The organism is Pseudomonas sp. PS01300 (assembly GCF_029960155.1).
Taxonomy (GTDB): Bacteria; Pseudomonadota; Gammaproteobacteria; order Pseudomonadales; family Pseudomonadaceae; genus Aquipseudomonas; species Aquipseudomonas palmensis.
Genome location: NZ_JASCPN010000004.1, coordinates 1 through 22,745, shown reverse-complemented (window position 1 = coordinate 22,745; position 22,745 = coordinate 1). Strand labels below are relative to the sequence as shown.

Genomic DNA, 22,745 nt, shown 5'->3' with positions numbered 1-22,745 from the left:
GGGGCCTTTTGGCTACATCGAGGAATTACACCAGTGGAAGCACTGCACCAGAAGATTCGCGAAGAAGGCATCGTGCTTTCCGATCAGGTTCTCAAAGTCGATGCGTTTCTCAACCATCAGATCGACCCTGCGCTGATGCAACTGATTGGCGACGAGTTCGCCCGTCTGTTCGCCGATGCGGGCGTGACCAAGATCGTCACCATCGAGGCCTCGGGGATTGCCCCGGCGGTGATGACCGGTTTGAAGCTGGGCGTGCCGGTGATCTTCGCCCGCAAGCACCAGTCGCTGACCCTGACCGAGAACCTGCTGGTGGCTTCGGTGTACTCGTTCACCAAGCAGACCGAGAACACCGTGGCGATTTCGCCGCGTCACCTCAACAGCAGCGACCGCGTGCTGGTGATCGACGACTTCCTGGCCAACGGCAAGGCGTCGCAGGCGCTGATCTCGATCATCAAGCAGGCCGGCGCAACCGTGGCCGGGCTGGGCATCGTGATCGAGAAGTCGTTCCAGGGCGGGCGTGCCGAGCTGGACAGCCAGGGCTATCGCGTCGAGTCGCTGGCCCGGGTGAAGTCGCTGGACGGTGGTGTGGTCAGCTTTATCGAGTAAGGCTTAGCGACCGCTTCGCCAGCAAGGCTGGCTCCTACAGGTGCTCCACCGCCTGCAGGAGCCGGCCTTGCCGGCGAAAGCGCTCTACGCGGTAGCCTGCAAAGCCGCCAGCAGCAACCGCTGGTACAGGTCCTCCTTCAGCCCGTCCGGCTCGCTCAGGCCCATGCGCCGCAGATGCTCGGGATACCGCTCCGGCCCCGGCGCATCCAGTGCCGCCTTGCCCAGCTCCAGCGCCTCGCTCAACTTGAACTTGCTCTTGAGCCAGTTCAGCGCGCGCAGCAGGTCCTTCTCTTCAGCGGTGAAATCGCTGCCCAGCGGATACTCGGCAAACAACCGCGCATGCCGCCCACGCAATGCCTCCAGCCGCTGCGGCGTGTTCTGCGTGAAGCGCGCATCCAGCTCGAAATCCTGCGCCAGCTTGCCGGCCTTTTTCGCCTGCTCCATCAGCCCGGGCTGGAACCGCGAATCGCTGATCGCCAGCAACCGCGCAATCACCTCGGCGTCGGTCTGCCCGCGCAGGTCGGCAATGCCGTACTCGGTCACCACGATATCGCGCAGATGCCGCGGGATGGTGCAGTGCCCGTAGGTCCACAGCAGGTTGGAACTGACCTCCCCGCCGGCTTCGCGCCAGCTGCGCAGCAGCAGGATGGAACGCCCGCCTTCCAGCGCATGGGCCTGGGCGACGAAGTTGTACTGCCCGCCCACCCCGCTCAGTACGCGACCGTCCTCGAGCTGGTCGGCCACCCCCGCTCCCATCAGGGTCATGGTGAATACCGTGTTGATGAAGCGTGCATCGCGGCGCTGTTCGCGCTTGAGGGCCTCGTCACCGTACAGCTCGTTGATGAAGCTGATCGCGTGCATGGCAAAGGATTTGCGCTGCGCCAGCGGCATCTCGCGCAGGCGCTGGTAGAACGCCTGCGGCCCGAGGAAGAAACCGCCATGCACCAGCACCCCGTCGGCCACCGGCCGGCGCACCACGCCCGCCTCCGCCAGCGCGAGCAATCCGTTCACGAACATCTCGCTGCAGCCATACAGGCCCTGGGCAAACGGCGCAGTGCCGCCTTCACGCTCGATCAGCACCCGCCAGGGCGCCAGGTCGAGGTCGGCGAGCAGCGCCTGGTACTCCGGCGCATCCCCCTGGCGCGCCAGCAACGCGGCGGCCAGCGCATCGCCCATGGCGCCGATGCCGATCTGCAGGGTGCCGCCGTCGCGCACCAGGGTGCTGGCGTGCACGCCGATGAAGTGGTCCTGGGTGGTGACGGGCATGTTCGGCGTGGAGAACAGCCGAGTGGTTTCCGGGGCGTCGATCAACAGGTCGAAATCGTCCTGCGCCAGTTCGCTGTCGCCCGGCATGTAGGGCAGCTCGTCGTGCACGTGCCCCAGCATCAGGATGGTTTCGCCGGCTGCACGCCGGCGCGCGATCATTGGCAGCAGGTCGAGGGTGATGTCGGGGTTGCAGCTCAGGCTCAGGTGCCCGGGGCGCTCGGGGTGGGCGGCAACGATCTGCGCCACCAGGTTCAGGCCCTTGGCATTGATGTCGCGGGCCGCATGACTGTAGTTGCTGCTGACGTAGTCCTGCTGGGCCATGTGGCTGTGCAGCATGCTGCCCGGCTGCATGAAGAACTGCTCGACGCGGATGTTGGCCGGCAACCGGTCGCGGCGCAGGTCCTGCAGGTAGTCGAGTTCGGGGTAGTCGGCGAACACGCGCTCGACGAAGGGTTCGAGAAAGCGCCGCTGCAGGCCGTCACCCAGGTCCGGGCGGCCCAGGCTCAGTGCGGTGTAGATGGTCAGTTGCCGCTCGGGCAGCTCACGCACCCGTGCATACAGCGCATTGACGAAGCGGTTGGGCTTGCCCAGGCCCAGTGGCAGGCCCATGTGGATGTGCGCCGGCAAACGCGCCAGCACTTCGTCCACGGCGATCTCGATCGAACAGCGGTGCGCCATCTCGGCCTCCTAGGCATCCGTGATTCCAGGGTTGGACCGAGCATGCCCCGCGTTTGCTGCAATGGCCAGCGTCAGAAACGACAAAGCCCGCACGTGGCGGGCCTTGTAGCTGCAGCGTCGGGCTTACTTGAGGCCGGACATCTTCTCGATGGCGGCCTTGAGGTCGTCATCCGAGCAGTCGGCACAGGTGCCTTTTGGCGGCATGGCGTTGATGCCGGTGATGGCCTTGGCCAGGATGCCGTCCAGGCCGCCCTGGTGGTCGGCGCGCTCTTTCCAGGCGGCGGTATCGCCGATCTTCGGTGCGCCCAGCAGACCGCTGCCATGGCACGCGTTGCAGTGCTTGGCGATGACTTCATCCGGGGTCTTGGCACCGCCACCGCCGGCAGTGGCGGCCACTTCCATGCCCTTGCATTCCTGCCCTTGTACACACACCTGACCGACCGGCTCCAGCCGCTTGGCGATGTCGTCATTGGTCACAGCCTGGGCGTTGACGGCCCATAGGGCTACTACGGCTGCTGGTACGGCCAGCATTGTCTTGATTAGATTCACGCGTACACCCTCATGGTGGCTAGTCACGCCCGCGGCCACGGTTTCGCAGGCCGCGCAAGTATAGCGGGAACCCCGCCTCACCGAAACAACCCTAAAGACCAAAGGGGTTTAGCCGCGACAATCCGCCGCGCATTGGCGACACGCGTGGGCTCAGAAGTTGGCCGGGGTGGCGGCACTGATCAGCCGGGCCGGCTCATCGTAGGGATTGCGGAATCGATGCGGCTTGGTGCTCTCGAAATAGTAGCTGTCGCCCGCCTCGAGGATGAAGGTTTCAAGCCCCACCACCAGCTCCAGGCGCCCTTCGAGCAGAATGCCGGTCTCTTCGCCGTCGTGGGTGAGCATCTCTTCGCCGGTGTCGGCACCGGGTGGGTAGATCTCGTTTAGAAAGGCAATGGCGCGGCTGGCGTGGGCCTTGCCGACCAGCTTCATGGTGACTGCGCCGTCGGATATATCGATCAGTTCGTTGGCCTTGTACACGATCTGGGTCGGGTTCTCGGGCTGCAGCTCTTCGGAAAAGAACTCCACCATCGACATCGGAATACCGCCCAGCACCTTGCGCAGCGAGCTGATCGAAGGGCTCACGCTGTTCTTCTCGATCATCGAGATGGTGCTGTTGGTCACGCCCGCCCGCTTGGCCAGCTCGCGTTGAGACAGGCCTTTGAGCTTGCGAATGGCTTGCAGTCGTTCACCGACGTCCAAGGCCTGGGCCCTCCTAAACGAACACGTGGGGTCGAAATTGAACGGTATCATCGCAACAGCGTTCAGTATTTACAACACTTCGACCCGCAGCCCGTCCGCTTTGGCGCCTCAATTGCCGCTGTACACCATCGGCACCCGACGCAGGTTGCAGAAGATCTGATACGGGATGGTGCCCGCCTGGATCGCCACGTCGCTGGCCAGCACGTGCTTGCCCCACAACTCCACCGGGCTGCCCAGCCCGGCCTCGGGCACATCGGTGAGGTCGATGCACAGCATGTCCATCGACACGCGGCCAATCAGCTGGCTGCGCTTGCCGGCCACCAGCACCGGGGTACCGGTGGGTGCCAGGCGCGGGTAGCCGTCGGCGTAGCCCATGGCGACCACGCCCACGCGGGTGGGGCGCGGGCTGATGAATTTCGCGCCGTAGCCCACCGGTTCTCCGGCCGGCAGTTCGCGCACGCAGATCACTTTGGATTCCAGGGTCATCACCGGCTGCAGGCGCTGAGCCTGGGCCTGCGGCACCTCGAAGGGCGTGGCGCCATACAGCATGATGCCCGGACGCACCCAGTCGCTGGGCACCTGCGGCCAGCCCAGCACCGCCGGCGAGTTGCGCAGGCTGACCTCGGCACTCAGGCCCTGGCGCGCGGCTTCGAACACCGCCACCTGCTCGCTGCTGGCCGTGCTGTCGAGTTCGTCGGCACGGGCGAAGTGGCTCATCAGCACGATGCGCGCCACCTTGCCGCTGGCCAGCAGACGCTGGTAGGCGCCGTGGTAGTCCTTGGGGTGCAGGCCGACGCGGTGCATGCCGGTGTCGAGCTTGAGCCACACGGTGATCGGGCGGGTCAGGCCGGCCTGTTCGATGGCTTCGAGCTGCCACAGCGAATGCACCACGCACCACAGGTCCTGCTCGGCAATCAGGGGCAGCTCGCTGGCTTCGAAAATGCCCTCGAGCAGCAGCACCGGGGCCTTGATGCCGGCAGCACGCAGCTCCAGCGCCTCTTCGATGCAGGCCACGGCAAACCCGTCGGCCTCGCCCTCCAGCGCCTGGGCGCAGCGCACCGCGCCGTGCCCGTAGGCGTCGGCCTTGATCACGGCCAGCGCCTTGGCGCCGGTCAGTTCGCGGGCGAGTTGATAGTTGTGGCGCAGCGCTTGGAGATCGATCAGGGCACGGGCGGGACGCATGACGGCAGCCTTCTGGCAGTCGGGTGAGTTGGGAAACGGATTACGGCAGGGCGGCGACGATCGAGATCTCGACCAGCATCTGCGGATTGCACAGCCGGGCCTGAACGGTGGCGCGGGCCGGGGCATTGCCTTTGGCCAGCCACTGGTCCCACACCGTGTTCATGGCCTGGAACTGGGTGTCGATGTCGCTGAGGTAGATGGTCGCCGACAGCACGCGGCTCTTGTCGGTACCGGCCAGGTCCAGCAGCCGCTCGATGTTGGCCAGCACCTCGCGGGTCTGCTGGCCGACGTCGCCGTTCAGGTCATTACCCACCTGGCCCGACAGGTAGACGGTGCCGTTGTGGGTAACGATCTGGCTCATGCGCTCATTGGTGAGCTGGCGCTGGATTGACATGCTTTGCAGTCTCCTGACTGTTGCTGTAGCGGGAAATGTCGAGGCCTTCGGCGCTGATCTGCGGCTTCTTGCGCGCCATCAGGTCGGCCAGCAGGCGACCCGAACCGCACGCCATGGTCCAGCCGAGGGTGCCGTGGCCGGTGTTCAGGAACAGGTTGCGAAACGCCGTGGCGCCCACGATCGGCGTGCCGTCGGGGGTGGTCGGGCGCAGGCCGGTCCAGAAGCTGGCCTGGCTCAGGTCGCCGCCGCGAGGATAAAGGTCGTTGACGATCATCTCCAGCGTTTCGCGCCGACGCGGGTTGAGCGACAGGTCGAAACCGGCGATCTCGGCCATGCCGCCGACGCGGATGCGGTTGTCGAAGCGGGTGATCGCGACCTTGTAGGTCTCGTCGAGAATCGTCGAGGTCGGGGCCATGGCCGGGTCGGTGATCGGCACGGTCAGCGAGTAGCCCTTGAGCGGGTACACCGGGGCCTTGATGCCCAGCGGCTTGAGCAGTTGCGGCGAGTAGCTGCCCAGGGCCAGCACGTAGCGATCGGCGGTTTCCAGCTTGCCGTCGATCCATACGCCGTTGACCCGGTCGCCCGCGTGATCGAGGCGCTCGATGTTCTGCCCGAAGCGGAATTCCACGCCCAGGTCGCGCGCCATTTCGGCCAGGCGCGTGGTGAACAGCTGGCAGTCGCCGGTCTGGTCGTTGGGCAGGCGCAGGGCACCGGCGAGGATGTCGGTGACATTGGCCAGGGCAGGCTCCACGCGGGCAATGCCGTCGCGGTCGAGCAGCTCGTAGGGCACACCGGACTGTTCCAGCACGGCGATATCCTTGGCCGCGTTGTCCAGTTGCGCCTGGGTGCGGAACAACTGGGTGGTGCCCAGGGTGCGGCCTTCGTAGGCAATGCCGGTTTCGGCACGCAGCTCGTCGAGGCAGTCGCGGCTGTACTCGGACAGGCGCACCATGCGCTCCTTGTTCACCGCATAGCGGTTGGCCGTGCAGTTGCGCAGCATCTGCGCCATCCACAGGTACTGGTCGATGTCGGCGGTGGCCTTGATGGCCAGCGGGGCGTGGCGCTCGAGCAGCCACTTGATGGCCTTGAGCGGCACACCGGGTGCAGCCCAGGGCGAGGCATAACCCGGCGATACCTGGCCAGCGTTGGCGAAGCTGGTTTCCATGGCCACCGCCGGCTGGCGATCGACCACCACCACTTCAAACCCCTGACGAGCCAGATAGTAGGCACTGGCGGTCCCGATGACGCCGCTACCAAGTACCAGAACGCGCATGTTGTTATCCCTCGAGGCGGCGTACCGCACACATTTGTTGTTTAAGGCATGGATGGGCGCAGTATAGGAAGGTAGAGGCAGTGCTTTTCACTATATAAAAGCCTATATTTGGCGAGAATTCTCGGCAGGGTCGGCTTTTACGGAGGGGCATCCACTATGAGAACCCAGCATCAAAGCAAACGTGAACTGGACAAGATCGACCGCAACATCCTGCGCATCCTGCAGACCGACGGGCGCATCTCGTTCACCGAACTGGGCGAGAAGGTCGGCCTGTCGACCACCCCGTGCACCGAGCGGGTCCGGCGTCTGGAGCGCGAAGGCATCATCATGGGCTACAACGCCCGGCTCAACCCGCAGCACCTCAAGGGCAGCCTGCTGGTGTTCGTCGAGATCAGCCTGGACTACAAGTCGGGGGACACTTTCGAGGAGTTTCGCCGCGCGGTGCTCAAGCTGCCCCACGTATTGGAATGCCACCTGGTATCGGGCGATTTCGACTACCTGGTGAAGGCCCGCATTTCGGAGATGGCCTCGTACCGCAAGCTGCTGGGCGACATCCTGCTCAAGCTGCCACACGTGCGCGAATCCAAGAGCTACATCGTGATGGAAGAGGTGAAGGAAAGCCTCAACCTGCCGATCCCGGACTGAGCCTTACACCAGCACCTGGCGGGTGCTGGCGATGTACTGGTGCACCAGGCGCTCGGCCTGCGGGTCGATCATCTCGGCAGGGCCGCGACCATTGGGGCACGGCAGGCGCGGGGTGGTGCCGAACAGGCGGCAGATCAGCGGCCGCTCCTCGTACACGGTGCAGCCCTCGGGGCCCAGGTGCACACAGTTGAGCTCATCCAGCGCGGCCTGTTGCTCGGCCGCGCTCTTGCGTGGCAGGCGCGCCATTTCCTCGCTGGAGGTGGTCACCGGGCCGCAGCAATCGTGGCAGCCCGGCACGCAGGCGAACGACGGGATCTGCTCACGCAGGAAGCGGATCTTGTGACTGTTGCAACTCATGGCAGACTCGTGGCGGGAAAGGCTGAAGCGCCATTTTGCCCCACGGTTGCCTGCCGATCAAAGCACCGCCTATGCTGTGTCAAATTTTCCACACAGCCCTACCAGGATCCTTCAAACGTGCATACCACTTCCTACTACGCTGCCCACAGCGCCGGGCAACCGGCGTACCCGCCCCTGCAAGGCGAGCTGAACTGTGATGTGTGCGTGGTGGGCGGCGGCTTTTCGGGCCTCAATACCGCCATCGAACTGGCCGAACGCGGCCTGAGCGTGGTGCTGCTCGAAGCGCACAAGATCGGTTGGGGCGCCAGTGGACGCAATGGCGGGCAGCTGATTCGCGGGGTCGGACACGGCCTGGACCAATTCACCCCGGTGATCGGCAGCGAGGGAGTGCGCAGCCTCAAACTGATGGGCCTGGAGGCAGTGGACATCGTGCGCCAGCGCATCGAACGCCATGCCATCGACTGCGACCTGACCTGGGGCTACTGCGACCTGGCCAACAAGCCACGGGAATTCGAGGGCTTCAGCGAAGAGATCGACGAGCTGCGCGGACTGGGCTACACCCATGAGCTGCGCCTGGTGCAGCCCGACCAGATGCACACGGTGGTCGGCTCGCGTCGCTACGCCGGCGGCCTGGTGGACATGGGCTCGGGGCACCTGCACCCGCTGAACCTGGCGCTGGGCGAGGCCGAGGCCGCGCGCCAGCTGGGCGTGCAGGTGTTCGAGCATTCCCGTGTCACCCGCATCGAGCACGGCCCGCAGGTGCATGTGCACACCGCCAAGGGCTCGGTGCGGGCGAACACGCTGGTGCTGTGCTGCAATGCCTACATCAACGACCTGGACCGCGAGCTCAGTGGCAAGGTGCTGCCGGCCGGCAGCTACATCATCGCCACCGAACCGCTGAGCGAAGCCCTGGCCAACGAGTTGCTGCCGCAGAACATGGCGGTGTGCGACCAGCAGGTGACCGTGGACTACTATCGCCTCTCGGCCGACCGACGCCTGCTGTTCGGTGGCGCCTGCCACTACTCGGGGCGCGATCCGCAGGACATCGGCGCCTACATGCGGCCAAAGATGCTCAAGGTGTTCCCGCAACTGGCCGACACCCGCATCGAATACCAGTGGGGCGGCATGATCGGCATCGGCGCCAACCGCCTGCCGCAGATCGGCCGCCTGCGCGACCGGCCCAACGTTTACTACGCCCAGGCCTATGCCGGCCACGGGCTCAACGCCACGCACCTGGCCGGGCGGCTGCTGGGCGAGGCGATCAGCGGCCAGCAGAGCGGGCGCTTCGACCTGTTCGCCCAGGTGCCGCACATCACCTTCCCTGGCGGCAAGCACCTGCGCTCGCCGCTGTTGGCGCTGGGCATGCTGTGGCACCGCCTCAAGGCACTGGCCTAGGGTCTCCAGAATGGCCTGAGACCTTCCTTCACGGCCTGTCCGCGGGTCAGGCCGATATCGCGCAGCTGCTCGGCATCGAGCTGCAGCAGCGCATGGCGTGAACGCCACCGCCGCATCATCACAGCCCAGCGACTCGGGCTGGCGGGCGCCTCATGTCGCGCCACCTCGCCTTTGGTGCACAGTGGCAGGCCTGCATCGCTCGCGCCGTTCATCGCTTCATTCCTCCAGGGTGGGTAACCGTGCAGCCATGATGCGCGGGTACTGCAAGGCATTACAGATTCAACCGCCAGGTATTATTTCCATACAGATCTGTCGATAACGGCGCTGAATGCTGTATTTTTGCCCAATCTGTACCGGTTGCCAGCCGCTTGCCCGCCCAGGAGTACGCCATGACCCTCTACGTCAACCTCGCCGAGCTGATTGGCGCACGCATCGAGCAGGGCCTCTACCGCCCCGGCGACCGCCTGCCGTCGGTGCGGGCCCTGAGCGTCGAGCATGGCGTGAGCCTGAGTACCGTGCAGCAGGCGTATCGGGTGCTGGAAGACCACGGGCTGGCGGCGCCTAGGCCCAAGTCCGGCTATTTCGTGCCTGACCATCGCCCACTACCCGCCCTGCCCGACGTCAGCCGCCCGGCCCAGCGCCCTGTGGATATCTCGCAATGGGACCAGGTGTTCGAGCTGGTGCGCAGCGTGCCGCGCAAGGACGTGGTGCAACTGGGCCGCGGCATGCCCGATGTCGGCAGCCCCACCCTCAAGCCGTTGCTGCGCAGCCTGGCGCAACTGAGCCGGCGCCAGGACATGCCCGGCCTGTACTACGACACCGTCGCCGGCACCGAAGCCCTGCGCGAGCAGGTGGCGCGGCTGATGCTCGATTCGGGCTGCAGCCTGAGCACGGCAGACCTGGTGATCACAACCGGCTGCCAGGAAGCCCTGTCGATCAGCGTGCGCGCGGTGTGCCAGCCGGGCGACATCGTCGCGGTCGAATCACCGAGCTTTCACGGCGCCATGCAGACCCTCAAGGGCCTGGGCATGAAAGCGTTGGAGATCCCCACCGACCCGCTCACCGGCATCAGCCTCGAAGCCCTGGAGCTGGCCCTGGAACAGTGGCCGATCAAGCTGATCCAGCTGACCCCCAGCTGCAACAATCCATTGGGCTACATCATGCCCGAGGCGCGCAAACGCGCCCTGCTGACCCTGGCCCAGCGCTTCGACGTGGCGATCCTGGAGGACGACGTGTATGGCGACCTGGCCTACACCTACCCGCGCCCACGCACCATCAAGTCGTTCGACGACGACGGCCGCGTGCTGCTGTGCAGCTCGTTCTCCAAGACCCTTGCGCCCGGCCTGCGGGTGGGCTGGGTGGCGCCGGGGCGCTACCTGGAGCGGGTGATTCACATGAAGTACATCAGCACCGGCTACACCGCTACCCAGCCGCAGCTGGCGATTGCCGACTTCATCGAGGGCGGCCACTACCAGCCGCACCTGCGCCGTGTGCGCGGCCAGTACCAGCGCGCCCGCGATCAGATGATCGACTGGGTGAGCCGCTACTTCCCCGCCGGCACCCGCGCCAGCCGGCCCCAGGGCGGCTTCGTGCTGTGGGTGGAACTGCCGGAAAGTTTCGACACCTTGCGCCTGAACCGGGCTTTACTAGAGCAAGGTGTGCAGATTGCGGTGGGCAGCATCTTTTCGGCGTCGGGCAAGTTCCGCAACTGCCTGCGCATGAACTTTGCCGCCCGCGCCACTGCCGAAATCGAAGCGGCCGTGCGCAAGGTCGGCGAAACCGCCATTCGTCTACTGGCCGAGGATGAGCGCGGCGGGTAACGTTGCGCCGCCCCGCGTGGTCCAACCCCCAACTGCCTTCCTGCTCAAGGACATGCCCCTTTGACCAAACCCAGGGCCTTCGCGCTGTTACTGATGCTGGCGCTCACCCTTGCCGGGTGCGCCACCTCCAGCACGCCCCGTACCGTGACCCAGGCCCTGCCCGCCAGCGACTCGGCCTTTGGCCGTTCGGTGCAGCGCCAGGCCAGCGCTCATGAGGGGCGGTCCGGCTTTCGCCTGCTGCCCAACAGCACCGAGGCGTTCCACGCCCGCGCCGAGCTGATCCGTAACGCCCAGAGCAGCATCGACCTGCAGTACTACATCGTGCATGACGGGCTCAGCACGCGCGCGCTGGTGCACGAACTGCTGCAGGCTGCCGACCGTGGCGTGCGCGTGCGCATCCTGCTCGACGACACCACCAGCGACGGCCTGGACGAGGTCATCGCCACCCTGGCGGCGCACCCGAAGGTGCAGATTCGCGTGTTCAACCCGCTGCACCTGGGGCGCAGCACCGGCGTGACCCGTGCCCTGGGCAGGCTGTTCAACCTGTCGCTGCAGCACCGGCGCATGCACAACAAGCTGTGGCTGGTGGACAACAGCATGGCCATCGTCGGCGGGCGCAACCTGGGTGACGAGTACTTCGACGCCGAGCCCAACCTGAACTTCACCGACATCGACATGCTGGGCGTGGGGCCGGTGGCCGAACAGCTGGGGCACAGCTTCGACCAGTACTGGAACAGTGCCCTGAGCCGACCCATTGGAGACTTCATGTTCAGCACCCCGAACGCCGACGACCTGCGTGTGAGCCGCGAGCGCCTGGAGGCTTCGCTCAGCGAGGCCAGGGTAAAGCGCAAGGCACTGTACGACCGCCTGATGGCCTACAAGACCCACCCGCGCCTGGATTCCTGGCGCAACGAGTTGATCTGGGCACACAACCAGGCGCTGTGGGATGCGCCAAGCAAGGTGCTGGCCCAGGCCGAGCCAGACCCGCGGTTGCTGCTGACCCAGCAGTTGGCGCCCGACCTGAACGACGTGCACCATGAGCTGATCCTGGTATCGGCCTACTTCGTACCTGGCGAGACCGGCCTGCTGTACCTGACCAGCCATGCCGACGCCGGGGTGTCGGTAAGCCTGCTGACCAACTCGCTGGAGGCCACCGACGTGCCGGCGGTACACGGCGGCTATGCGCCGTACCGCAAGGCGCTGCTGGAACACGGGGTAAAACTGTACGAACTGCGCCGCCAGCCCGGCGACCCCAGCAGCGGGCGTATCCATCACTTCGGCAGTGCATCGGACTCGAGCCTGCACAGCAAGGCGATCGTGTTCGATCGGCAGAAGACCTTCATCGGCTCGTTCAACTTCGACCCCCGCTCGGTGCTGTGGAACACCGAGGTCGGCGTGCTGGTGGACAGCCCGCAACTGGCCGAGTACACGCGCGACCTGGCACTGCAGGGCATGGCGCCGGCGCTGAGCTACGAGCCGCGGCTGGTCGACGGCAAGCTGGTGTGGGTGACCGAGGACAATGGGCAGTTGCACACGTTGACGACAGAGCCAGGTGGACTGTGGCGACGGTTCAATGCGTGGGTGAGCAAGGCGGTGGGGTTGGAGAGGATGTTGTAGGGTGAAGCTATGCGGCTTGTTCGCTGCGGTGATCGCTTGGGTTAGCTTGCCGATACCGTTGCGGTCGTAGGCAGAGCGATAGGTTTGCGACTGGCCACTCAGGTTGGCCGTAAGCTCGGCCAAATGACCCATGCTGTCGAACGCAGAGTCGATGCGGAGCTAGGGACCTGCGTGGAGGCAGTTCGTCAAGGGTTACCGGCGAGCCAATTTCTTGGTCTGGATGCGTATTCGAACACGTTCAATCCACCTGAAAACCCGATCGGATGCTGCCCAATAAACCGCCCCCGGATCATAGTACCCGTACCGGTTTTGGTGCCGCTTCGCCTCACGATCGTGATGCTGCCTCTGAATCCGTATCGGATTAATCAGATAAATATATTTCGCCCAGTTCGATCGTTGCCTGCAAGTAGCTATAACAACCATAGTTTGCTGAACTGCTGCGGCACTGCACCTATAGCGTGGCGCCTAAAGAGGTTTACCGCCACATAACCACTCAATAGAGTCAGCTCTAAACCTACCTTTGACTTAGATTTTTTGATATTTTTTCAATTTCATTCATTGTATTAGAGTCTCGCTTGGATTGTTTTGCTATCGCATCAAGACCCAACGCGATACCTTTTCTGCCTTCAGAAGTTACATCATTAACCAAATCTCCAAATGCTTTTAGTGCAACAGAGCGTTCATAATTCCGAGCTACGATGTCACACAGCACCCAGCAAAACTCCAAATCAGAGTATCGTGAGTAGTTCAATTGCACAGCACTAAGCATTTGCGCCTTTTGAGTCAATGAAAACTTATTCATATCGAATGATATGTTCACTAGGAACGCACTCATTCCAGGCCGATTGAATAGCTCTTCGTTGGACAACAAGTCTAGGATAAACTCAAAAGCTTCATCTGAAATATCACTCGACATTAACTCTGCCATTTCAAATTCAGCAGCAAGATTTAAAAGCGTTTTTCGAGATCCTTTGCCCACAGCCTCACATATTGATTGCCTTATGTTTTTCATACTGCCTCCGCCATGATAGCTCAATAAAAACAACAACCCACATGCTACTTAACGTTTGAACATGAGCATTTAGAGGATACGCTATCCTCCCTCCACTCATATACTGCGAGTAAAGTCACACAAAGACAGTCAATATCTACCTAACAATCAGAATCGAGAGCCGATAGTAACGAAGACCTCTCCAGCCTCTTCATCATATATACGTCGCGCTACTGCATACTCCGCACCAAATTCTTTAAATATTTTAGAGTTCCAGCTTTCAGAAATTATTAGGGCAACTTCCATGGCTTGCTTCGTAGGAAGCTCATCAAAAACTCCCGTTATCTCTAGCAGGTTCATCCAGAACTGAGCCTCCTCAAGATTTTTGCTCAAACTCAAGTGACGCTCAAACATCTCAGGATCGAACAGCTCAGTAACAAAAACCTTATCATTCAAAATATTGAAACTTGGCCATAAAAGTCTTGCAAACCAAACAATGAAGTCCGACGCCAACTCGTGGTTCACATAAATTGCCCTTACATAATCAATACCGGTTACAGCGTGATCCTTATTGGCATCCACAAAAGAAGAGTAATCAAATGATTTAATACTATCCACGTTATTCACCTTTGGGATATTCGTCTGGTACTGGATGGCGCACGCGCCCTTTGTCTATGAATACACGACCGTCTGGCCTAGTATTTTTCGTCGCTTCTTTTATGTTCGGCCTAGCAATATTTCCGTGATCTTTGCCCGACCCACGGTGCTCCTTCCACGTACCATCCCCATAGTGTGTCGTGTACTGACCATCAACACCCGGACGCTCAATAATTGAGTGCGGCCTTCCTTCTGCTGCTTCCATTGGCGGCGGCGGTTTGTTTCGAGACTTACATGCCTTTTCACAACCTTCCAACCCCAATGGGTCTACCCAACCCACAGGTTTTGGCGCGTACTGGTGCAGATTCAGCCCACCCGCATAACTAATGGGGTCGTTGCTAACGAACCGCCTCACCCCAGGATCATAGTACCGATACCGGTTGTAATGCAGCCCGGTCTCCCGGTCGTGATACTGCCCCTGAAATCCAGTAATGCGCGGTGGATTGCCCACCTCGTCATGGAACCACTAAAGCTTGCTCGCCGCATTGAGCGTCTGGATCAGATTGCCATTGCCGGCATAGACAAAGCGCTCGGTCTGCGACTGGTTACCCTGGCTGGCGGTACGCTCGCCAGCCGCCCCATGGGGTCAAAACGCAGGTCATCACAACGCTGGCCACCCTACCAACAGGGCATCTCTCGCATCTTTTCGATGAACACTAGGCGTCCTTCATCGCCTACTAAGCTTTCTAACTTAGTCAAGAAACCATCCATGTCCCTGGAAATCAAATCAAATGCTCCCCAACCGTGTTCTTGAGCACGTTGAGAAATCCCAAAATACTCGCAAGAAGACAACAGACTTTCATACAACGGGCTTTCAATCCTGCTTTCATTTTGCAAGAAGTGAGATAGCTCAGAAGGTTCAGGTTTTTTAATGCATCTATGCCGGGAAATAATACTATACTTTTTCATATCTAGAACATAACGCTCATGCATAGCAACCATCCTAGCAAATGCACCGCCTTTATCTTTAAAGAAAAAATTCGGCATGCGCCCCTTGGGGAATGCTCTTGGATGATTAATACTGCCAGAGCCGCGCAAGCAGTAGCATTCTCCTAGCAGATCATCCAAAATATTTTGTGAAATCGGGTTTGCATTGAACCCTAGCGTACCATTTAGATCGCGAACCATCACAGCAGAAAAATCATCGTCATCACTTGCTGGCAAAGACGAGATAAACCCATCAGCTCCTTTTTTGAAATATTCAAATTTCGACCTATGAATCAATACTTCAATCATTTCAGCAACCCCGGATAAGTAAATATTATGCCTTCACCCTTCTTGTTTTTCGCGTGCACATGCGGCCCGTCATGGTGAGCAGGGAATCCTTCACCTACCAAATGAGGATGTCCGTCTGGATGATCAAAAACTTGCGCCTGACCGCCTATTTCCTCCCGCCCTAGCGTACTGTCTCTAGCGCACAGGCATGCATAATTCTTACCTCTGCTCTCAACTCTAAGTTGCTGAGTAGTAATGTCTTCGCCTCCTCGACCTACTCTCGGAACTTGAGCATGCTGTTGTGCTAGCCTCAAGGCTTGCACACGACTCTTAGCTGCAACGACTTTCTCCAGCCCGAGTGGATCAACCCATTCGATAGGATTTGGTGCGTATAAGTGGAGATTCAACCCACCCGCATAACTAATCGGGTCCTTGCTAACGAACCGCCCAACCCCCGGATCATAGTACCGATACCGGTTGTAATGCAGCCCAGTCTCCCGGTCGTGATACTGCCCCTGAAACCGTAGCGGGTTACTCAGCCCTACCTGCCTTGCCCAAACCGACCGCTCCTCACGCACCTCCCCCCACGCCTTGTACTGCCCCGCCCACGCCACCGCCCCATGGTGGTCAGTCAGTTCCATTGGCGTGCCCAGGTGATCGCACTGGTACCACGCAAGCGCATCAAACGCCTGCGGCGGCATGTGCGTTTGCCACAGCGGGTCCTGGTCGAAGTCGTAACTGCGCTGGCTCCAGTCCGGCTGCTTGTGCAGCCGCACCGGCCCCCTGCGCAGGGCCTGGGCCACCGGCACAAAGCTGCCCGGCTCATACAGGTAATGCACCGTACGGCCCGTATCGCCTTCATCACGCGGCGGGGAGCTTTCCCACGCCAGCGTGTCGCCGTCCCAGCCAAACAGCGTGAAGCCACAGTCCAGCTCACGCTGGCGCTTGGCCCGTTCAAGCTGATTCCAGCCCGTGCCGGCCTGCGGCTTGTTCGAATAATGCGCAACCGAGTGTTTGTGCAGTCGCCGGCCGAGTGCGTCATAGCTGTACTCGACCTTGAGCTTGTCGTCGCTGTAGCTCTGCAGCCGATCGACCAGGTCCCAGTTGAACTGCGCACGCACGCCGTTGTGCAGCCGTTCGGCCAGGTTGCCGCGCGCGTCGTAGGTGTAATGGGTGCCGGCGTACTCGCGCAGCAGGTTGTCCATCAACCTGTTGCGTTTCGGGGCCTGGTCCAGCGGGCGGTTGAGCTGCTGCGTCTTCTCGTCCAGCAGGTTACCGGCCGGGTCAAACGCGAATGTCTCCACCCCCAGGCGACTGGTGGCCTGCAACAGGCGACCGACAGGGTCGTACTGGTAGGCCAACTGACCACGTCGGCTGTCGTGAATGTCGGTGAGTTGCCCGGCGCCATCGTACTGGTACTGACGCTTGAGCAACGTGGACTTGCCGTCGTGGCTGCCTAGCAGTTGCTCCTGCAGCCGTCCGGCCGGGTCCCAGGCCTGGGTCTGCATCAGCTTGTTGCCCTGACGGCGCGCCACTTCACGGTGCAGGTCATCGCGCTCGTAGCTGAGCATGTCGTGCTGGTCGAGCTTCATGCCCAGCAGGTGGCCGCTGCCGTAGGTCAGCCAACTGACCGTATGGCCATCGGGGCGCACGGTCGCGATGCGCTGGTTGAGCACGTCGTACTTGTGCGTCCACACCGCCACCATCGGCTGCTGCAACCCCAGGTAATGCTGATGCTCGCGGGTCAGATTGCCCGCCTCGTCATGGAACCACTGCAGCTGGCTTGCCGCGTTGATCGCCTGGATCAGCCTGCCGTTGCCGTCATAGGCAAAGCGCTCGGTCTGGGACTGATCACCCAGCCTGGCGGTACGCTCGGCCAGCCGACCCATGGGGTCGAAACGCAGGTCGATGCGGCGCTGGCCGACCTGGGTCGAGGCCAGGCGACCGCTGTACGGGTCGTATTGATAGCGGGTGGTCAGGCCATCGAAGCCGGTCTCCTGCAACAGGCGACCGACCGGGTCGTACACGAAGCTCGCCTGGCTGGTGTTTTCGTTTTCCAGGCCAATCAGCCGGCCCAGTTTGTCCCAGCGGTAGCGCAGGGTGTGCTCGTTGGCGTCGACGCGCTCGGCCAGAAGCCCGGCGCCGGAATAGGTCCAGGTGGTGCAGCGGTCGAGCGCGTCGAGGTACGCCAGCAGACGGCCCTCGGCATCACGCTCGAAGCGCTCTTCGGTGTTGTCGGGGTGGGTGACCCTGGACAGTTGCCCGGCCTTGTACTCATAGGCGGTCTTGTTGCCCGCTGCGTCGGCGAACTGCACCAGCTGGCCGAAGTCGTTGTAGGCCCACTGGCTGGTCTTGCCGGAGCAGTCGACGTACTCGAGTAGTTGCCCGGCGTCGTTGTAGGCCAGCGCCTTCTGGTTGCCGTTGGCGTCCTTGATCGCACTTACCAGGCCGCTTGGGGTGTAGGCAAATTCGGTCTTGTTGCCCAGCGGGTCGACCGTCTCTACCAGGTTGCCGCGCTCGTCGTAGTCGCGCAGCCAAAGGCCACCCTCGGCATCGCGGATCTTAATCAGCTGGTCATGGTCGTCGTAGGCGTAGTGCAGCGTGCTGTGGTCGGGACGGATGTGCTGCAGCAGGTTGCTGCGCTCATCAAAGCTGTAGCGGTCCTGGCTACCGTCGGGGTGCACGTGGCGGATGACGTTCTTGCGCTCATCCCGGAACAGCCACTCCGAATTGCCGTCCGGATGACGGATGCGGTAGGTGTAGCCCTGGATGTCGTAGTAGTGCCAGGTTTCCTGGCCATGGGCGTCGGTCACATAGGTGAGGCGGATACGCTCATCCCACTCCAGGTGCACTTCGAAGCTGCCGTCATCTGCCCACTCATGGATGGCCCTGGCATGCGGGCCGTTGCCGTCCCACTCCAGGTTGAAACCGCGCCCGGTGCGGTCGGTGTAACGGGTGATCAGATGATGCTGGTACTCATAGTGCCAGGCGGCACCGTTTTCATCCTGAGCCGCCACCAGGTCACCCGCGCCGTCATAGTGATAGGCGCACAGTTGGCGCAGCGGCTTGCCGTCGACCACGTGCCAGAGACCCTGGATATGCCCGTGCGCGTCGAGCCGCGTTCCCAGTTGCAGGTGTACCTTGCTGGGGTCGTCGTCCTGGTAGGTGTTGATGTCGGACAGCACCGGCTGGCCGTTGTGGCGATGCTCGTAGTGCAGCATGGCGCCCGCGCCGCTGCGTAGCTGAATGTGCGTCAGATAGAAACGATCGCCATGGCGCGCATAGGTCTCCCGGCGATCCAGGCCACGCAGCAGTACCAGTTGCTGTTCGCCGGTGCGCACCAGGGTGAGGTACTCGACAGCGTCGTAGTGGGGCTTGCCCTTTTCGGGCATTGGAAAATCGTGACTGCGCCCATCGAAGTCAAGCAGCACCAGGCCCTGGCCGACCACGTCGATGCAGGTGGTGAACTCGGTGAGCCAACGGGCACCGAGGCTGGGGTTGTCGAGGCGCTCGAGACGCGAATTGTAAGTACGGGTCCAGATGACGGGAAACGGGCCTGGCAGGCTGAAGTCGGTGTGGTCCAGCGACTCGCTGCCAAGGGCGAAGTTGATACGGTTGCAACTGCTGGCACAGGTGCCGTTCTTGCTGTCGTTGGCCGCTTGTTTGGCCGACGCCTGCCGGGTAATGGCCTCGGTCTCGCCCTTGGCATCCTGATGCCTGGCCTGGGTGGTCTTGTCGCCCTTGACCGTGCTGCCGAGTGCCTTGGGATTGCGCTTGTGCCAGAGCACACTGCTGTTGTGCAGGATAAGGCGCATGCTCTCGATGGATTGCGGGTTGGCTGCACTGGTCATGCTCATCAGTTGCGTACGCATCTGTGGCGCCAGGCTACGCAGGGCCCGGGTACGGGCCAGCACTTCATGCTGTACCCCCTCGGGCACGGCATTGCGCATGATCATGTTGGCGGCGCCCTTGCCCATCGCGGCGTAGGCATCGCTGAGGGCGGCGAAGGCGTTTTCGAAGACCACCGAGGGGTCGGAACGCAACGCGTTCTTTGCTGCAATGGCGCTGCGCCCGGCAGCCTCCAGATTCGCGGCGCTGTCGAGCTTGCCGGTAATCACGGCATCGATCGCGTTGGCCGTGTTGTTGACCAGCTTCTCACCGACGTCGGCGCACTCCTTGAGGATCGCCTCCAACTGCCCTTCTGCGTCAGCCAGAAAGGCATCGATTTCGCCAAGCAAGGTGGCATTGAGGTGGCCGACGATGATCTCGATCAACGAGTCGCCGAGCATCTGCTTGCCTTCCTGACGGGCCAGCACCAGCATCGGCCGCAGGCTCTTGCGCGCAGCCGCCATGGTCGGTGGCGTGGGAATCACGCCGATCAGGTTGATGCCCAGGCTGACCCAGTCGAGCGGGTCGGGCTTGTCGCTGGAGGCCAGGTTGACAACGTCGCCGACCGCATCGACCAGGGCGATGATGTTGCCGATGACCGGCAGCACCTCAGCCACCTCTTTGAGGCGCTCGAGGTTGACGTAGCCACCGCTGATATCCCGCAGCCAGGCGTCGAACACGGCGGCGCCGCTACTCACGTCCTCGATGCCGATCTGATCCAGGGGAACGACTGCGGCCTGTGGTGGCCGTTGTTTGGCGGGGGTGTTGTCGCTCATGAGATCAGTTCACCTGGCAGCAGATCGGTAACGGTATTCAGGCCTGGAGCCTTGAGGTCGGTCAGTGAGAGGGCCGGCAGCGTGGGCAGGCTGGCCCTGGCGCCCTTGAGTGCAGCGCCCGCCTGGTCGGCCTCGCCCAGGGCGACCGAGGCAGCAGGCAGGGCAGAGCTGGCGGCACTGACCAGTTGCCTGGCACTGCCAAAAAGGCTGCCCTTGCCATCGTTGGGCAGCACCAGCTTGTCGACCAGCGTTGCCACTACCGTGGGCGAGTGGCTGGGGTCAGGTAGCTGCAACGGCCAGTTGACCAAACCGATGTAGCTGCTCGGTGTCCACGGCGGGGTCGGGTCGCGTCCGAACCTGACCCACGCCGGCCCCGGTGCCACCCCCGACACGGCATTGAACCCCTGGCCATCGAGGCTGCCCTTGAGCACCGTACCCAGCGCATCGGTCACTTCGTAATCGCCGGCCTGGATGCCCTTGGCATTGGCGTACAGGTTGAACAGCTCCAGGCTGCCCTTGCCCGGCTTGGGCGGCTCGGGGAAGGTCCCGGCCAGGCTCTTGGGCCCCACATGGGCGAAGTTCGCCGCGTGCGCGGTGTACGGCCCGGTGGTCACGTGGGTGATGCCGCTGGCGTTGTAGGTGGTGGCACTGCCGCCGCCCTGTACCACCAGTTCGGTCTTGGCTGTCAGCGTGATGCGGTCGGCATTGGCAGTGATGTCGAGCTTGGCCAGCAGGTTGATGTTGTCTTTCAGCGCTTTGATATCGATGTCGCCCGACGCCGCCACCAACCGCCAGCCCATGTTCTGCACGAACATCCGCATGCCCTGGCTGGCACTGGCCAGCAGCCGCTTGCCGATCGATAGGCTCGTATGCCCGGTGCTGCTCAACGCCAGGTGTTCACCGGTCGCGACATGCGTCGAGCGCGGCGTGGTCAGGGCGATGCCCGCCGGGCTGGCCAGCACCAGGTGCGGTTCGCTGAACTCGGGAAACTCGTTGGCGCTCTGGTTGGTCGGGCCGCTGCCGACGATGCCCTGGTGCTGGGCATGCAGGGCCTTGGCCACCTCGTCCTGATCGCCCGAATCCTGCGCCTGCACCTCGCGCGCCTGCTGGCCGAAGCCGTCCTGCTGCTCGCTGGCGGTGGCCAGGCGTTCGGCGGTCTCGGGCAGGTCCTTGTGGTGCTTGGCTTCGTGATGGCGCGGCTCGGTGGTCAGCAGCAGGCCCGCCGCCGCGCGGATCGCCCCATGCCGGTCGGTGCGCAGTTCGAAACCCTCACCGCGCGGCTGGCCGCCCGAGGGGCGCGGGTGGGTCAGGTAGCCCAGGTTGATCGCGCTGGCGCCGTGGTCGCTGCGCAACGCGATGCTGATCTCGCTGGTGGTGTCGTCGATGCGCAGCTCGTTGCTGCGGCTGCCCTTGTATTCCTTGCTCTTGACCGTGGCCAGGGTCTTGAAATCGGGCAGCCGGTACGGCGGCAGGTTGGCGCCGTGGTACAGGCAACCGGTGATCAGCGGCTGGTCGGGGTCGCCTTCCAAAAAGGTGATCAGCACCTCCATGCCCACACGCGGCAGCGAGATGGCGCCGAAGCTGCTCTGGCTGGCCCAGCTGGAGGCCACGCGCATCCAGCAGGTGGTCTTGTCGTCCGACTGGCCTTCGCGGTCCCAGAAGAACTGCACCTTGACCCGGTCGTACTCGTCGCAATAGATCTCTTCGCCTTCCGGGCCGGTCACTACAGCACGTTGCGCACCCAGCACTTTGGGCTTGGGATGCCTCAGCGGCGGACGGTACGGCACGTCCCACGGCGTGGCGTAGAAGCGGTTGCGATAGCCCTGGTGAAAGTCGTCCTTGAGGTCGGTGACGTCGCTGCTGATCACCTCCTCGAGCACCTGCGGCTGCTTGCCTTCGTGCAGCACTTCGGTCAGAAGCCACAGGTCGTTCCACGCCGGGTTGGCATGCTCGGTCAGGCTCAGAAAATGCCCGCTGACCAGGCTCGGCTGGTCGCTGCGGCCCTCGGCCAGGCGGTAGTCGCTGCGGTGGCGCTCCAAGGCGCGGGTGGCCAGGTGCTTGCCGCGCGCGCGGTCGCTGAAGCGGGCCGGGTAGTCGTAGTCTTCCAGGTCCGGTGCGGCACCGCTGTCGGCGTCGCTTTCGAGCTGGATGCGCGGTTTGGTGAAGTCGTAGTCGCGCCGCGTGGTGCGGCTGGTGCGCGTGGCCAGGCGCAGGCCGAAGCGCTTGATCACCGCCACGTCGGCCACCAGCCCGGTGTCCTGCTGGTAGGCCACCGGGGCCAGGGTGGGGAATACGGTCTGGTCGTCGCCGAACACCAGCGCATGGCCCTGCGGGCTGTGCTGGAAGTGGTAGTGGATGCCCTCCTCCTCGCACAGGCGCTGGATGAAGTGCAGGTCGGACTCGTCGTACTGCACGCAGTACACCCGCTCGGGGTACACCGCGCCAAGCACGAAGCGGTGGTCGCTGGCGAGGATGCCGTGCTCCTCGAGCACCTGGGCGATGATCTGCGGCACCGTCTTGTGCTGGAAGATGCGCTGGTTGATGCGGTGTGCCAGGTACGCCAGCTGCGGGCGCAGCACCAGCCGGTAGCGCGACAGGCGCTGCCCCGCTTCGCCCTGCGCGGCGCTGTAGACCAGCCCGTGAATGCCGCTGCCGCTGGGCGACAGCTGCAGGAAGGCGAGCGTGTGCAGGAGGGATTCGAGGTTCAGCGACGCCCGTTCACTGACCAGCTCCAGTT

18 protein-coding genes and 1 pseudogene are annotated in these 22,745 nt (G+C 62.8%); 5 read left to right on the top strand and 14 right to left on the bottom strand.

Going from position 1 to position 22,745, the window contains the following annotated elements; all coding sequences use genetic code 11:
• Window positions 1–33: 33 nt before the first annotated feature.
• Window positions 34–606, top strand: coding sequence for a xanthine phosphoribosyltransferase (locus QMX96_RS03405; protein ID WP_043863335.1), 573 nt, complete (start codon window positions 34–36; stop codon window positions 604–606).
• 84 nt (window positions 607–690) lie between these two features.
• Here QMX96_RS03405 and QMX96_RS03400 read toward each other — a convergent pair whose 3' ends face one another.
• From QMX96_RS03400 to dadA, 6 genes are all read right to left on the bottom strand, one after another.
• A complete protein-coding gene (locus QMX96_RS03400; protein ID WP_282361184.1) occupies window positions 691–2,550 on the bottom strand; it encodes an acetyl-CoA hydrolase/transferase C-terminal domain-containing protein in 1,860 nt (619 codons plus the stop codon).
• Between the two features lie 123 nt (window positions 2,551–2,673).
• A complete protein-coding gene (locus QMX96_RS03395; protein ID WP_043863333.1) occupies window positions 2,674–3,081 on the bottom strand; it encodes a c-type cytochrome in 408 nt (135 codons plus the stop codon).
• Between the two features lie 168 nt (window positions 3,082–3,249).
• Window positions 3,250–3,798: a cupin domain-containing protein gene (locus tag QMX96_RS03390; RefSeq protein WP_043863332.1), complete on the bottom strand. Its 549-nt coding sequence runs from the start codon at window positions 3,796–3,798 to the stop codon at window positions 3,250–3,252.
• Between the two features lie 108 nt (window positions 3,799–3,906).
• A complete protein-coding gene (gene alr, locus QMX96_RS03385; protein ID WP_088514602.1) occupies window positions 3,907–4,980 on the bottom strand; it encodes an alanine racemase in 1,074 nt (357 codons plus the stop codon).
• A gap of 40 nt (window positions 4,981–5,020) precedes the next feature.
• Window positions 5,021–5,374 (bottom strand): RidA family protein, encoded by a 354-nt coding sequence (locus tag QMX96_RS03380; RefSeq protein ID WP_043863330.1) that lies wholly within the window; start codon window positions 5,372–5,374, stop codon window positions 5,021–5,023.
• On the bottom strand, window positions 5,346–6,647 hold the full coding sequence (gene dadA, locus QMX96_RS03375; protein ID WP_043863329.1) for a D-amino acid dehydrogenase: 1,302 nt from the start codon (window positions 6,645–6,647) through the stop codon (window positions 5,346–5,348). The genes QMX96_RS03380 and dadA overlap by 29 nt, the downstream gene beginning before the upstream one ends.
• Window positions 6,648–6,803: 156 nt before the next feature.
• Between dadA and dadR the strand changes: the two genes are divergently transcribed.
• Entirely contained in the window at window positions 6,804–7,292 is a 489-nt protein-coding gene (gene dadR / locus QMX96_RS03370) for a transcriptional regulator DadR (protein WP_042121505.1), read from the top strand.
• A gap of 3 nt (window positions 7,293–7,295) precedes the next feature.
• On the opposite strand, the gene QMX96_RS03365 is transcribed toward dadR, so the two are convergent.
• Entirely contained in the window at window positions 7,296–7,649 is a 354-nt protein-coding gene (locus QMX96_RS03365; protein ID WP_043863328.1) for a YkgJ family cysteine cluster protein, read from the bottom strand.
• Window positions 7,650–7,766: 117 nt separating this feature from the next.
• On the opposite strand from QMX96_RS03365, the gene QMX96_RS03360 reads away from it, so the two are divergent.
• On the top strand, window positions 7,767–9,044 hold the full coding sequence (locus QMX96_RS03360; RefSeq protein ID WP_043863327.1) for an FAD-binding oxidoreductase: 1,278 nt from the start codon (window positions 7,767–7,769) through the stop codon (window positions 9,042–9,044).
• Here the strand turns inward: QMX96_RS03360 and QMX96_RS03355 are convergent.
• A complete protein-coding gene (locus tag QMX96_RS03355) occupies window positions 9,041–9,256 on the bottom strand; it encodes a DUF1127 domain-containing protein (protein WP_282361183.1) in 216 nt (71 codons plus the stop codon). The two genes, QMX96_RS03360 and QMX96_RS03355, sit on opposite strands and share 4 nt — an antisense overlap.
• 177 nt (window positions 9,257–9,433) lie before the next feature.
• Between QMX96_RS03355 and QMX96_RS03350 the strand changes: the two genes are divergently transcribed.
• Entirely contained in the window at window positions 9,434–10,864 is a 1,431-nt protein-coding gene (locus tag QMX96_RS03350) for a PLP-dependent aminotransferase family protein (RefSeq protein WP_054915471.1), read from the top strand.
• Between the two features lie 93 nt (window positions 10,865–10,957).
• A complete protein-coding gene (locus tag QMX96_RS03345; protein WP_058541849.1) occupies window positions 10,958–12,481 on the top strand; it encodes a phospholipase D family protein in 1,524 nt (507 codons plus the stop codon).
• Window positions 12,482–12,995: 514 nt separating this feature from the next.
• On the opposite strand, the gene QMX96_RS03340 is transcribed toward QMX96_RS03345, so the two are convergent.
• From QMX96_RS03340 to tssI, 6 genes and pseudogenes are all read right to left on the bottom strand, one after another.
• Window positions 12,996–13,493, bottom strand: coding sequence for a hypothetical protein (locus tag QMX96_RS03340; protein ID WP_146095032.1), 498 nt, complete (start codon window positions 13,491–13,493; stop codon window positions 12,996–12,998).
• 147 nt (window positions 13,494–13,640) lie between these two features.
• Window positions 13,641–14,090, bottom strand: coding sequence for a hypothetical protein (locus QMX96_RS03335; protein ID WP_282361182.1), 450 nt, complete (start codon window positions 14,088–14,090; stop codon window positions 13,641–13,643).
• A 292-nt stretch (window positions 14,091–14,382) separates the two neighbouring features.
• Window positions 14,383–14,580 (bottom strand): annotated as a pseudogene (locus tag QMX96_RS26935) (RHS repeat-associated core domain-containing protein); the annotation flags it as partial.
• A gap of 167 nt (window positions 14,581–14,747) precedes the next feature.
• Entirely contained in the window at window positions 14,748–15,365 is a 618-nt protein-coding gene (locus QMX96_RS03325; RefSeq protein ID WP_146095031.1) for a hypothetical protein, read from the bottom strand.
• The gene (locus QMX96_RS03320) at window positions 15,362–20,008 is read right to left on the bottom strand and encodes an RHS repeat-associated core domain-containing protein (RefSeq protein ID WP_282361181.1); all 4,647 of its coding nucleotides are present in this window, start codon (window positions 20,006–20,008) and stop codon (window positions 15,362–15,364) included. Before QMX96_RS03320 ends, QMX96_RS03325 begins: the two co-directional genes overlap by 4 nt.
• On the bottom strand, window positions 20,005–22,745 hold a 2,741-nt coding region (tssI, locus tag QMX96_RS03315), incomplete at its 5' end, for a type VI secretion system Vgr family protein (RefSeq protein WP_282361180.1). The genes tssI and QMX96_RS03320, both read right to left, overlap by 4 nt.